General features: G+C 66.8%; 12 protein-coding genes and 1 tRNA gene. 6 read left to right on the forward strand and 7 right to left on the reverse strand.

Annotation, left to right across the window (positions count from 1 at the left end; all coding sequences use genetic code 11):
- Positions 1-186: 186 nt before the first annotated feature.
- From O4N75_RS18775 to O4N75_RS18785, 3 genes are all read left to right on the forward strand, one after another.
- Complete coding sequence (locus tag O4N75_RS18775) at positions 187-744, forward strand: 4'-phosphopantetheinyl transferase superfamily protein (RefSeq protein ID WP_269626966.1); 558 nt, start codon at positions 187-189, stop codon at positions 742-744.
- Between the two features lie 109 nt (positions 745-853).
- Positions 854-1141, forward strand: a complete 288-nt coding sequence (locus O4N75_RS18780) for a hypothetical protein (RefSeq protein ID WP_269626967.1) — start codon at positions 854-856, stop codon at positions 1139-1141.
- Positions 1138-1275: a hypothetical protein gene (locus O4N75_RS18785; protein ID WP_269626968.1), complete on the forward strand. Its 138-nt coding sequence runs from the start codon at positions 1138-1140 to the stop codon at positions 1273-1275. Before O4N75_RS18780 ends, O4N75_RS18785 begins: the two co-directional genes overlap by 4 nt.
- A gap of 87 nt (positions 1276-1362) precedes the next feature.
- Here the strand turns inward: O4N75_RS18785 and O4N75_RS18790 are convergent.
- Positions 1363-1437, reverse strand: a tRNA-Gly gene (locus tag O4N75_RS18790).
- 323 nt (positions 1438-1760) lie between these two features.
- Here O4N75_RS18790 and O4N75_RS18795 point away from each other — a divergent pair.
- Positions 1761-2285 carry an FxDxF family PEP-CTERM protein gene (locus O4N75_RS18795; protein WP_269626969.1) on the forward strand — a complete coding sequence of 175 codons (525 nt, stop codon included), beginning with the start codon at positions 1761-1763 and terminating at the stop codon, positions 2283-2285.
- A 117-nt stretch (positions 2286-2402) separates the two neighbouring features.
- Positions 2403-2993: a phosphohydrolase gene (locus O4N75_RS18800; protein ID WP_269626970.1), complete on the forward strand. Its 591-nt coding sequence runs from the start codon at positions 2403-2405 to the stop codon at positions 2991-2993.
- A 90-nt stretch (positions 2994-3083) separates the two neighbouring features.
- On the opposite strand, the gene phoB is transcribed toward O4N75_RS18800, so the two are convergent.
- The 5 genes from phoB to pstC are packed head-to-tail and all read right to left on the reverse strand — an operon-like array spanning position 3084 to position 8105.
- The gene (gene phoB, locus O4N75_RS18805) at positions 3084-3776 is read right to left on the reverse strand and encodes a phosphate regulon transcriptional regulator PhoB (protein ID WP_267231259.1); all 693 of its coding nucleotides are present in this window, start codon (positions 3774-3776) and stop codon (positions 3084-3086) included.
- 12 nt (positions 3777-3788) lie between these two features.
- Positions 3789-4484 carry a phosphate signaling complex protein PhoU gene (phoU, locus tag O4N75_RS18810; RefSeq protein WP_269626972.1) on the reverse strand — a complete coding sequence of 232 codons (696 nt, stop codon included), beginning with the start codon at positions 4482-4484 and terminating at the stop codon, positions 3789-3791.
- Between the two features lie 10 nt (positions 4485-4494).
- Complete coding sequence (pstB, locus tag O4N75_RS18815; RefSeq protein WP_267231256.1) at positions 4495-5322, reverse strand: phosphate ABC transporter ATP-binding protein PstB; 828 nt, start codon at positions 5320-5322, stop codon at positions 4495-4497.
- Positions 5323-5377: 55 nt separating this feature from the next.
- Positions 5378-6670, reverse strand: a complete 1293-nt coding sequence (gene pstA / locus O4N75_RS18820) for a phosphate ABC transporter permease PstA (RefSeq protein WP_269626973.1) — start codon at positions 6668-6670, stop codon at positions 5378-5380.
- Positions 6663-8105 carry a phosphate ABC transporter permease subunit PstC gene (gene pstC, locus O4N75_RS18825; RefSeq protein WP_269626974.1) on the reverse strand — a complete coding sequence of 481 codons (1443 nt, stop codon included), beginning with the start codon at positions 8103-8105 and terminating at the stop codon, positions 6663-6665. Before pstC ends, pstA begins: the two co-directional genes overlap by 8 nt.
- Positions 8106-8348: 243 nt before the next feature.
- Here pstC and O4N75_RS18830 point away from each other — a divergent pair, with 243 nt between their 5' ends.
- On the forward strand, positions 8349-10793 hold the full coding sequence (locus O4N75_RS18830) for a TonB-dependent receptor (protein WP_269626975.1): 2445 nt from the start codon (positions 8349-8351) through the stop codon (positions 10791-10793).
- Between the two features lie 87 nt (positions 10794-10880).
- On the opposite strand, the gene O4N75_RS18835 is transcribed toward O4N75_RS18830, so the two are convergent.
- Positions 10881-12191, reverse strand: a complete 1311-nt coding sequence (locus tag O4N75_RS18835; RefSeq protein WP_269626976.1) for an ATP-binding protein — start codon at positions 12189-12191, stop codon at positions 10881-10883.
- Between the last annotated feature and the right edge of the window lie 230 nt (positions 12192-12421).

The following is a 12421-nucleotide window of genomic DNA, read 5'->3' on the forward strand; positions in this document are numbered from 1 at the left end:
GAATGCTGTAGACGGAGAGGCCGGGCGCGGTCAGCTGACCATGATGGGGGGAGCGGCGTCATTCTGGATTTGATCCAAATTGATCTTTCCGGCGCGGCCACGACGGGGCTTGCAGCTTGCCTTTCGCCAGACGAGCTCGCCAGAGCTCAGTCCTTTCATTTCGATCACCTGCGGCGGCGCTATGTCGTGGCGCACGCCGCGCTGCGAAGCGTTCTGGCCGGCTACCTGACCCGTCCTCCTTCCGAAGTGACGTTCATCGTAAACGACTGGGGAAAGCTCAGCGTCCCGGGCGGGCCTTACTTCAGCCTGGCGCATTCGGACGATCTAGCGGTGATCGCGGTGGACCCCGAGCGTGAGGTCGGCATCGACCTGGAGACCGGATCGATCGGCCTGACCCGCGATGAGGTGACCCACGTCCTGTCGCCCGACGAGCTGGCGGACCCGCGCGAACGCGACCTGGCGCAAGCTGATCTCCTGCGGCTCTGGGTCCGCAAGGAAGCGGTCCTGAAATCGCTCGGCAAGGGCGTCGCCCACGACCCGCAACGCGTAACGGTCGGGTTCCATTCGGTGGACTTCGACCGATGGCGGGAGGTCTCGACCGTGGACGACGGCGCGCGGCACGACTTTCACATGCTCGACATCCGCATGGAGGGGGTGACCTGCGCCGTCGCGCGGCGAGACCATCCCCTGACCCGCGGCTCCATCGCCCTGCGGAGCTGGAGCCCGACGTTGCAGGCGTTCTGACCCCCGACGCGCGGCTCATCGAAGGCCGCCCGGCATGTCTCATCAGTTGCTACTTAAGGCGCCTTCGCTATCATGGCGTGCAGTAGGGGGCGTCATGAAGAGTTCCGTCTTGGTCGAGACCGACCAGCCGCTGCTCGGCTCGGAAGCCGTTGCGGTCATGCAGCTTGCAAATGACGATAGAAAAAATCTCGACGTCAACGAGACGCTAGAGAAGCGCGCTTCAAAAAAACTGAAGAAGAAAGCCATCGCCATCGCGATCGGTTGCTGGGCGGCAGTTCCGATAAGCATCAGTATCGGCGCCTGGATGGGTCACAATTCCGTAATCACCATTTTTTCTAGTCTCATTCTGGCGACTCAATCCACCTGGATTGCCCGCTTCTGGGTCGACGACCAATGAACGTCTTCGTCACCTCCGCCAAACTCCTGATCTTTCCGGCTGCGATCCTCGTCGCCGCGGCCACCATTCCGACGCTGATGGCCTGGCGCTTCCTCTTCGAGAGGGAGAAGTTCGACGCCGAGTGGGACACCTAAAGCCCGACGTCGACGCCGAAGCGCGACGCAACCCAAGGCCGCCTTCGCCGACCGCTCCAGAACACTGACCTTAAGTCATTGAAAATTTGGAGCGGGCGATGGGATTCGAACCCACGACATTCAGCTTGGGAAGCTGACGCTCTACCCCTGAGCTACGCCCGCGCCGGGCGCGCCGACGAAAGAGCGGGCGCACCAAGGCCTTCCATCTAGCGATTCCGCGCCCGCGGCTCAAGCCGCGGCGTCGAGTGGCGGAAGATTCGCGGAATAGTGGCGGGATACGCGCGTTGCGCGCGGAATCTTGCCCGCTTTCCGCGCGTTCCACGCGCCATGGTGCGGGCGTTACAATTCTTCATAGTAAATTCTTGCTAACCCTGTTGCGCCGAATGGTCGCAGGCGGCTATGTGCACGCCCCAATAGCGCCAGGACTCTCGACACAATGAAAGATTGTTCCCGGGGTCGGGCGCACCAGTAAGCTGGAGTACCCTATGAAGAAGCTGTTTGTCGGGGCTGCGCTCGCCGTCTCGATGTTGGCCGCCGCTCCGGCCGCCAACGCCGCGCAATACATCAACCTGACCGACCCGGCCGCCGACGGCTCGATCACCGGCGTCTTCGGCGACACCGCCGTCGCGGGCGGCGGCTTCTCGCACGTCTTCGACTTCATCTTCCCCACCAACGGCGCCGGCGGCGCGACCATCAGCTCGATCCTGACCCTGGGCGCCCCCTCGACCAACATCAACTTCACCTCGGTGAAGCTCAACGGCGTCGAGCTGGACCTGATGTCGAACGGCAATGTCGAGTTCCGCTCGCTGTTCAACCTGCCGATCACCGCCGGCGCGCAGAAGCTGGAAGTCTTCGGCTGGAGCGGCGGCAACGGTTCGTACAGCGGCACCCTGACCTTCGGCTCGGCGGTTCCCGAACCGGCCACCTGGGCGATGATGATCATCGGCTTCACCGGCGCCGGCGTCGCGATCCGCGCCCACCGCCGCAAGGGCGCCCTGGCCATCGCCTAGGCCCGCGACCATCCGACCGCATCAGGACCCGCCGGCCCCGCGCCGGCGGGTCCTTTTGCTTTGACGCCTCGCCGCCCTCGCCGCACGATGAGCGAAACAAACCTTAGGGAGGCGGCGATGGCCGACGGCGAGATCCAGGCGAAGGCCAAGTTCACGGCCATGACCGAGGGCGTCCAGGACGACTGGGCGGCCATCATGAAGGCCGCCGGCCCGTTCAACCGCGCCCTGCCCGACCGGCTGATCAGCCACCTTAAGATGCTGCAGGACGACGACGGCGGCTATCCGGTCGACCGGCTGGAGCACTCGCCGCAGACCGCCACCCGAGCGTTCAAGGACGGCCGCGACGAGGAATACGTGGTCTGCGCGCTGATGCACGACATCGGCGACATTCTCGGGCCGGCCAACCACGCCGAGATCGGCGCGGTGATCATGAAGCCCTACGTGTCGGAGCGGAACCACTGGATGCTCGACAAGCACGGCATCTTCCAGGGCTATTACTTCTTCCACTACCTCGGCCTGGACCGAGACATGCGCGAACAGTTCCGCGGCCATCCGGACTTCGAGTACACGGCGCAGTTTTGCCACCTGTACGACCAGAACAGCTTCGACCCGGCCTACGAGTCGATGCCGCTGGAGGCGTTCGAGCCGATGCTGCGCCGGGTTATGGAGCGGCCGAAGCGGTCGATCTACAAGCGCGAGGAGGCGTAAGCGGGCGCTGCCCCCTCCCCTTCTGAGGGGGCAAGCGCTGCAAGCCCCCTCAGCTTCGCTGACAGCTCCCCCAACGGGGGAGCAACTGCGTCAAGCGTCCATGTCCAGCGAGTAACCGGCGGAGCGCACGGTGCGGATCGGGTCGACCATCGCCTCTTCCTTGTTGAGGGCCTTGCGCAGCCGCCCGACGTGGACGTCCACGGTGCGCGCCTCGACATAGACGTCTGAGCCCCAGACCGCGTCGAGCAGCTGCTCGCGGCTGAACACCCGGCCCGGATGCTGCATCAGGTAGTCAAGCAGACGGAACTCGGTGGGGCCGAGGTGAATCTCCTTGCCGGCGCGCTTCACCCGGTGGGCGACGCGGTCGATGGTCAGGTCGCCGATGTGGACGCGATCCTCGGCCAGGCCGGGCCGGATGCGGCGCAGCACCGCGCGGATGCGGGCCGACAGCTCGCTCATGGCGAACGGCTTGACGATGTAGTCGTCGGCCCCGGTGTCGAGGCCGCGGATCCGGTCGCTCTCCTCGCCGCGGGCGGTGAGCATGATGATCGGCACGTTGCGGCTTTCAGAGCGCTGGCGCAGGCGGCGGCAGACCTCGATGCCGGAGATCTTCGGCAGCATCCAGTCGAGGATGATGATGTCGGGCAGCCGCTCGGAAACCAGGGTCAGAGCCTCCTCGCCGTCGGCGGCCACGACCACGTCGTAGCCTTCCTTGTCGAGGTTGTACTGCAGCAGGGTCGAGAGGGCGTCTTCGTCCTCGACCACCAGAATGAAAGGCGTCAAGTCAGCAGGCTCCTAGGCGCTCAGCGCGTCGGTCTTGGGCCGGTCGGCGGAGATCATCTCCTCGCCGGTGATTTCGTAGTGGATGATCTCGGCGATGTTGGTGGCGTGGTCGCCGATGCGCTCGAGGTTCTTGGCGACGAACAGCAGGTGGGCGCAGGCGGTGATCGTGCGCGGATCGCCCATCATGTAGGTCAGCAGCTCGCGGAACAGGCTGTTGTAGTGCTCGTCGACCTCGTCGTCGCGCGACCAGACCGCCAGGGCGCGGTCGAGGTCCGAGCCGGTGTAGGCGTCCAGCACGTCCTTCAGACGCCCCAGCACCAGGCGGCCCATGCGCTCGATCGAGCGGGTCAGGGGACTAATCGGCTCGGCCTCGTTGAGGATCATGGTGCGCTTGGCGATGTTCTTGGCCAGGTCCCCGCAGCGTTCGAGGTTCGAGGCGATCTTCATCGCCGCCACGGTCTTGCGCAGGTCGTTGGCCATCGGCTGGCGCAGGGCGATCAAGCGGATCGCCTTGCGCTCGATGTCGGCCTCCAGGACGTCCAGCCGCTCGTCGCGGCCGACCACTGACTCAGCCAGCGCCTGGTCGCGCTTGACCACGGCGTCGAGGGCGTCGCCGACCTGGGCCTCGGTCAGCCCGCCCATGCGCGCGCAGTCGGCGGTGAGGGTGTTCAGTTCGTCTTCGTAGGATTTGACGATGTGCTCGTTCATGTCCCTGCCCCTAGCCGAAGCGGCCGGTGATGTAGTCCTGGGTGCGGCTGTCGCGCGGGTTGGTGAAGATCTCGCCGGTGGGCCCGGCCTCCACCAGCTTGCCCAGGTGGAAGAAGGCGGTCTTCTGCGACACCCGCGCGGCCTGGGCCATCGAGTGGGTGACGATGACGATGCAGTACTGGTTGCGCAACTCGTCGATCAGTTCCTCGATGCGCGCGGTGGCGATCGGATCGAGGGCCGAGCACGGCTCGTCCATCAGGATGACTTCCGGCGAGACGGCGATGGCTCTCGCGATGACCAGGCGCTGCTGCTGGCCGCCGGACAGGCCGGTGCCCGGCTGGTGCAGGCGGTCAGCGACCTCGGCCCACAGACCGGCGCGCTTCAGGGAGGATTCGACGATGGCCTCCAGTTCGGCCTTGCCGGTGGCGATGCCGTGGATGCGCGGGCCGTAGGCGACGTTCTCGAAGATGGTCTTGGGGAACGGGTTCGGCTTCTGGAACACCATGCCGACGCGGGCGCGCAGCACCACCGGGTCGATGGAGCGGTCGTTGACGTCCTCGCCGTCCAGCTCGATGCGGCCGGTGACCTTGGCGCCTGGGATGGTGTCGTTCATCCGGTTGATCGAGCGCAGGAAGGTCGACTTGCCGCAGCCCGACGGACCGATCAGCGCGGTGACCGAGTTCTCCGGCACGTCGAGGGAGACGTCGAACAACGCCTGCTTCTCGCCGTAGAAGACGCTGACGTCGCGGGCGCGGATCTTGACCGGCGCGCTGGGCAGGGCCGCATGACCGCGGTCGACGGCGATGTGGATAGGGGCGGCGGCAGTATCGTGAGCCATGGCGTCATCTCGCTGGCTGGGCATGGGAAACCTCGGGAAACTCAGGCGCATCGTCTCACCATCGCCGCTCGAAGCGGCGTCGCACGAGGATGGCCGCCAGGTTCATGACGATCATGAAGACCAGCAGCACGAGGATGGCGGCGGCGGTGCGTTCATGGAAGCCGCGCTCCGACGCGTTCTCCCAGATGAACACCTGAACGGGCAGGACGGTGGCCGCGCCGGTGAAACCTTCCGGCACGCCGGGCACGAACGAGACCATGCCGATCATCAGCAGCGGGGCGGTCTCGCCCAGGGCGTGGGCCAGGGAGAGGATCGAGCCGGTCATCACGCCGGGCATGGCCAGCGGCAGGACGTGGTGGAACACGGTCTGGGTGCGCGAGGCGCCGACCCCGAGCGCAGCCTCGCGGATCGAGGGCGGCACCGCTTTCAGGGCCGAGCGGGTGGCGATGATCACGGTCGGCAGCGACATCAGCGCCAGCACCAGGCCGCCGACCAGCGGCGAGGAGCGCGGCACCGACAGCCAGTTGATGAACACCGCCAGGCCGAGCAGGCCGTAGACGATCGACGGCACGGCGGCCAGGTTGTTGATGTTGACCTCGATGAGGTCGGTCCAGCGGTTCTTCGGCGCGAACTCTTCAAGATAGGTCGCCGCCAGCACCCCGATCGGGATCGCCAGTGTCGCGGTGACCAGCAGCATCATCAGCGAGCCGACGATGGCGCCCAGCACGCCGGCCTGTTCCGGCTCGGTCGAGTCCGAGCGGGTCAGGAAGCCGATGTTGAAGCCGGAGCTGACGGCGCCGGAGGCCTTCAGCTTGTCCATCCAGTCGAGCTGCTGGTCGTCCAGCTTGCGCTCGTCCTCGGGTGTGGCGCGCTTGATCTGGCCCTTGAAGTAGAGAGCCGCGTCGGACTTCACCGGACCGGTGACGGTGACCGTCTTGCCGATCAGATTCGGGTCCTCGCGCACCATCTTCAGCAGCTGGAAGCCGAGGTCGTTGGACATGATCTCCATGACCTTGCCCGACGTGTTCCCGAACTCGTCGTCGGTCTCGCCCAGCTTGGCCAGCACCGAGTTGGCGACCAGCATGTCGTAGTTGGAGCCGGTGGGATCGGCCCGGTCGATCTTGCTGGGGTCCAGGTGCACCGGGACGGTGATCTGGTAGTCGACGAAGGTCGAATAGCCCTGGGTCACGATCCGGCCGAGCAGGATCGCGAGGAAGGAGAGCGCCACGACGATGGCCAGGCGGCCATAGAGGCGGAAGCGCACTTCCTGGGCGTGGCGCTTCTTCAGCCGCGCCTCGACGGTCTGGCGCAGGCTGGTCGCAGAGGGCGTCAGGGCGGCGTCAGTCATACTGTTCCCGGTATTTCTGCACGATGCGCAGGGCGACGATGTTCAGCATCAGCGTCACCGCGAAGAGCGTGAGGCCGAGGCCGAAGGCCGACAGGGTCTTGGGGCTGTCGAACTCCTGGTCGCCGGTGAGGAGGGTCACGATCTGGACGGTCACGGTGGTGACGGTATCCAGCGGATTGAGGGTCATGCGGGCCTGCAGGCCAGCGGCCATGGTGACGATCATGGTCTCGCCGACGGCGCGGGACACGGCCAGCAGCAGGGCGGCCATGATCCCCGGCAGGGCGGCCGGCAGGACCACCTTCTTGACCGTCTCCGAGCGGGTCGCGCCCATGGCCAGGCTGCCGTCGCGCAGCGACTGCGGCACGGCGTTGATGATGTCGTCGCTGAGCGAGGAGACGAACGGGATGAGCATGATCCCCATCACCGCGCCGGCGACCAGGGCCATCTGGTTCTGCACCTGCATCAGGTACTGGGCGAGGCCGTCGAAGCTACCGCCGGCCAGTTGGGCGCCGATCCAGTTGAAGAACGAGCGGAACAGCGGCCCGACGGTCAGGGCGGCGAAGAAGCCGTAGACCACGGTCGGCACGCCGGCGAGGATCTCCAGCAGCGGCTTGACCACCGAGCGGGTCCAGGAACTGGCGTACTCCGAGAGGTAGATCGCCGAAAACAGGCCGATCGGGGCGGCGACCAGCATGGCGATCATCATGATCAGGAAGGTGCCGACGAACAGCGGCACGGCCCCGAACGCGCCGGCGCCGGCGAACTGGTCGGCGCGCATGGCGATCTGCGGGTTCCACTCGGTCCCGAACAGGAACTCGTGCACCGGCACGGCCTGGAAGAAGCGCCAGCTTTCCCAGACCAGCGAGGCGATGATCCCGGCGGTGGTCAGGATGGCGGTGACCGAGCAGACGATGAACAGGCCCGCGACCCAGCCCTCGACCTTGTTGCGGGCGCGGAACTGCGGGGAAATGCGCGGATAGGCGATGAACACCCCGGCCAGCGCCAGGATCGCGCCCAGGCCGATGGAGCCGTACTGGATCAGGCCGGCGATCTGCTGCGACTTGGCGGCCTTGTCCTCGAGCGCAGTCTTCAGCGCCCCGTCATAGATGGTCTCGCTAGGCGTGCCGCCGTGGGCGATGGCGCGCGCGTCATCAAAGAAGACGTCCTGCTGAGGGGCGGTCAGTTCCTGCACCGCGGCCGGGGGATCGAGGCGCAGCAGGCCCTCTTCCAGTCGCCCGCCGAACATGGCGAAGAGCAGGATCAGCAGGGCGGCGGGCACGCCGGCCCAGAGGGCCGCATAGCTGCCGTAGTAGCCGGGAAGCGAGTGAAGCTGCGCGGGCTTGCCGCCCGTGGCGGCGACGGCGCGGCGGCGGCCGGCCATGTAGGTGGCCAGCGAGAACAGCAGCAGCGCCGTCAGGGCGATCCAGGTGAGCATCGAAGGTCCATGCCGTTGCGCGAGCCGGACATTCGGACGGCTGATCGCCGCCCTGCCCGCCCGGGCCGGAAAGTGACCGCCTTATGCTTTCGGGCTGCGACAGTTCGATGACAGTTTCATTACGATGCGCGGGCCGGCCCTATCACATCCGTCAGCTAGGCGCGGCGCCGAGAACTCCGCACCCTCCACCTTGGATAGGCCGCACGCGCACGACAGAGGCGCGGCGCCGGAGGAGGAAGAGACATGCCAGGACAATTCAGCCTGCGCGGACTGCTGGCGCTGAGCGTCAGTGCGGCCGCGCTGTTTTCGGCCGCGCCCGTGGCGGCCCAGTCGTCAAGCCAGTCATCGGGGCAAGGCGCCACCGAGATCGAAGCGGTCGTCGTCACCGCCCAACGCCGGGAAGAGACCGCCAACACCGTCGGCATGGGCATCCAGGCCGTCACCGGCGAGACCCTGGAGAAGCTGCACGTCACCAACGTGAAGGACCTGAGCACCTTCGCGCCCAGCTTCAGCGTGTCACAGAGCTATCAGGGGGTGCCGACCTACACCCTGCGCGGGATCGGCTTCAACACGATCAACATGTCGGCCACCTCGACCGTCGGCACCTATACCGACGAGGTCGCCTACGCCTATCCGATGATGAACACCGGGCCGATCTACGACCTGGAACGCGTGGAAGTGCTGAAGGGCCCGCAGGGCACGCTCTATGGCCGCAACACCACCGCCGGCCTGATCGACTTCGTCACCCGCAAGCCGACCGAGGACTTCCAGGCGGCGATCACCGGCGAGATCGGCAACTACAAGACCCACAACTTCGAGGGCTATGTCAGCGGCCCGATCGCCGATCGCGTCCAGGGCCGCCTGGCGTTCCGCACCGAGGACAGCGACGAGGGCTGGCAGATCAGCAACACGCGCGGCGAGCGCCAGGGCGAGGTCCACCGCTATGGCGCCCGCGCCTCGCTGGCGCTGCAACCCGTCGACACGCTATCGATCGACGTCTCGCTGACCGCCTGGCGCAACAAGTCTGACACTGTGGCCGCCCAGGGGATCGGCTTCACCCCGGCCACCACCGGCAGCCCGTTCAACGCCCCGGGCCTGGCCGGCTACATCGCCGCCAACGCCCCGACCAAGGCCGACCAGGCCGACTGGGCGCCGCTGTCCGTGCGCTCGGCCGATATCGGGGTCGGGATCGGCATCGGCGGGCCGCTGCGCGAGAACAACGACTTCTACGCCGGCAAGGTGAAGATCGACTGGGACCTGGGCGGCGACATGCAGCTGGTCTCGCTGACCAGCTACAACAAGCTCGAGCGCAACGCGAAATTCGACTGGAGCGGCGCGCCCTACGAGATCCTGATCCAGCACGCCCAGGGCGACATCGAGTCGATCGCCCAGGAAATCCACCTGGAAGGGTCGGGCGAGAACGTCTTCTGGCTGGTCGGCGGCTATGTCGCCCGTGACCGCATCCTCGATTCCAACCGCACCCTGCTGGGCCAGAACGCCAACGTCACCCTGATCCGGACGGTGGGCCAGCCGCTGCTGGCCACGCCGTTCAACTCCGGCGGCTACACCTCGACCCAGCTGAACCAGTCGTTCCGGACCTATCAGGACATCGGCCGCATCGAGACCGACACCTGGAGCCTGTTCGCCAACGGCGACTACCGCTTCAACGAGCAGTTCAAGCTGACCGCCGGCATCCGCTACACCCAGGACAAGCAGGACTACGCCGGCTGCTCGCGAGACGTGAACGGCAGCATGCTGCCCAACGTCAATGTCGTGAACCGGGCGCTGTTCTTCCCGGCCTACGGGATGGTGGCTCCGATCGGGCCCAACGACTGCAACACCTTCGATCCGGCCAAGCGCGCCTTCGGCCTGGTCACCTCGACCCTGGACGAGGACAACGTCGCCTGGCGGGTGGCGCTGGACTGGACCCCGGCCGAGGGCGTGCTGGTGTTCGGCTCGATCTCGCGCGGGGCCAAGGCCGGGGCGACGCCGATCAATGCGGCCAACATCTCGACCCAGAACGCGCCGGCGACCCAGGAACTGCTGACCGCCTACGAGGTGGGCGTGAAGGCGGCGCTGTTCGAGCGGCGCGTGCAGGCCAATGTCAGCGCCTTCTATTACGACTACGAGGACAAGCAGCTCAGCGTCTATTTCGCCGACCCGATCTATACGGCCCTCTCCCGGCTCGCGAACGTGCCGGAGTCGGAGGCCTACGGCGTCGACGGCGAGGTGACCTGGCGCGCGACGCAAAGCCTGACCCTGATCGGATCAGCCACCTTCCTGCACACCGAGGTCAAGAACTATATCGGCATCAACGCCGCCGGCCGGCCGATGGACTTCGACGGCAAGCCGTTCCTCTACAGCCCGAAATTCCAGGGCGGTCTGACGGCGCTCTACAGCCGCGACCTGAGCGAGAATCTCGGCCTGCAGGCGGCGATCGCCGGCCGCTACCAGTCCAAGTCGCACGCCGACCTGGAAGGCGACCCGCGCTTCGTGATCGAGGACTACGGCGTGCTGAACGCCAGCCTCGGCGTGCATGCGTTGGACGACCGCTGGGAGCTGTCGCTCTGGGGGCGCAACCTGACGGACGAGTATTACTGGAGCGCGGTCAGCAGCAACGCCAACGTCGTGGTCCGCTTCCCCGGACAGACCCGCACCTACGGGGCCTCGCTGACCTTCAAGTTCTAATGCCGGCAAGTTCTAGAGCCGGCGCGTTCTAGCCGGATTTCCCCGCCGACTGATCCCCGGGCGCCGTCCCGGGGATTTTTGTGTCCGTCAGGACGCCGGTTCGGCCTTCACCATCGGGAAGTAGGCGGTGAAGGTCGCCCCCTCGCCCTGGACGCTCTCGACCGCCAGTCCGCCGCGGTGGCGGTTGACGATGTGCTTGACGATGGCCAGGCCGAGGCCCGTGCCCGAGCGCTCGCCGCTCTTCTGGCCCTCGACGCGATAGAACCGCTCCGTCAGCCGCGGCAGGTGCTCGCGCGCCAAGCCGACGCCGGCGTCCGACACCCGAAGCGCCGCATAGAGGTCCGAGGCGCGGTCCGGCGTCAGCAGCGAGAAGCGCGCCGCGCGCGGATCGCCGACCGCCGCCGCCGCGCCGGCCGACACTCCGCTGCGCAGCGAGATCCGCACCGCCTTGCCGGTCGGCGTGTACTTGATGGCGTTGTCGACCAGGTTCTGGATCACCTGGATGATCTGGTCGCGGTCGCCCGCCACCATGACCGCGCCGCGTGCCGGCAGGTCGACAGGCTCCAGCCGCACCCCGCGGTCGCGCGCCAGCGGCCCCAGCGAGTCCAGCACGTCCATCACCGCCATGATCAGGTCGACCTCGCCGTGCGGGGCGATGTGCTCGTTGAGCTCGATGCGGCTCAGCGACAGCAGGTCGTCGATCAGCCGCGACATCCGCTCGGCCTGGGCCTGCATGATCGACAAGAACTTCTCGCGCGCGCCGGCGTCGTCCTTGGCGTGGCCGCGCAGGGTCTCGATGAATCCCGACAGAGAGGCCAGCGGGGTGCGCAGCTCGTGGCTGGCGTTGGCCAGGAAATCGGCGCGGGTGCGTTCTGCCCGGCGGATGTCGGTCTCGTCGCGCAGCACCAGCAAGGCCAGCGGCGCGCCGTCGGCTGCCTGTCCGACAGGCTTGGCGATGGCCCGCATGACGCGTTCCTGGGCGCCGCCCATCTCATAGACGGCCTCGGCCTCGACCTGCCCGAACAGCGCCTTGTCGACGGCTTCGAGCACGTCCGGGTCACGGATCACTGTCACCAGCATCCCTGCGTCATATTGTACGCGGAGGGTTTCCCGGGCGGCGGCGTTAACCAGCACGAAACGCCGCCCTGTGAGGTCATCTGGTTCATGGGCGGCGATCACCAATACTGGGTCCGGCAAGGCGTCGATCAGGCTCGCATAGGGCGGCGCGTCCTCATGCGTGGCGCGCTCGAAGGCGCTGGCGCTGGGCGTCGGCATGCCCACGCGCTCGGCCACGTGCCAGGCCGCCAGTCCGGTGACGCCGCTGACCACCAGCAACATCCATGACACCGCCTGCGCACTGGCGCCGACCAGCAGGGCGAAGCCGAGGATGGCGACCACTCCCGCGGCCCCAGCCGTCAGAACAGGTCCGACCGAGCCGAGCCAGGCCGGGAGAGCTGACCGCGAAGACGACGGCGGAAGCGCCAAGGCGAATCGATCCTGCAACACGACGAACAACCAAGCCCGACCCTTATGTCACCGGGATGACAGCGACCCAAGCGCGGGGCTGCGATCGATGCGCGCTGTCAGGAAATCTACGACCGCTTCAAGTCAAACTCGATTTTTCCGAT

This window comes from Phenylobacterium sp. NIBR 498073 (genome assembly GCF_027286305.1).
In the GTDB taxonomy this organism is placed as follows: Bacteria; Pseudomonadota; Alphaproteobacteria; order Caulobacterales; family Caulobacteraceae; genus Phenylobacterium.

Coding starts and splice junctions, on each gene's coding strand:
- O4N75_RS18785 (WP_269626968.1), top strand. CDS start 1,138: ATGAACGTCTTCGTCACCTCCGCCAAACTCCTGATCTTTCCGGCTGCG.
- O4N75_RS18795 (WP_269626969.1), top strand. CDS start 1,761: ATGAAGAAGCTGTTTGTCGGGGCTGCGCTCGCCGTCTCGATGTTGGCC.
- O4N75_RS18800 (WP_269626970.1), top strand. CDS start 2,403: ATGGCCGACGGCGAGATCCAGGCGAAGGCCAAGTTCACGGCCATGACC.
- phoU (WP_269626972.1), bottom strand. CDS start 4,484: ATGAACGAGCACATCGTCAAATCCTACGAAGACGAACTGAACACCCTC.
- pstB (WP_267231256.1), bottom strand. CDS start 5,322: ATGGCTCACGATACTGCCGCCGCCCCTATCCACATCGCCGTCGACCGC.
- pstA (WP_269626973.1), bottom strand. CDS start 6,670: ATGACTGACGCCGCCCTGACGCCCTCTGCGACCAGCCTGCGCCAGACC.
- pstC (WP_269626974.1), bottom strand. CDS start 8,105: ATGCTCACCTGGATCGCCCTGACGGCGCTGCTGCTGTTCTCGCTGGCC.
- O4N75_RS18830 (WP_269626975.1), top strand. CDS start 8,349: ATGCCAGGACAATTCAGCCTGCGCGGACTGCTGGCGCTGAGCGTCAGT.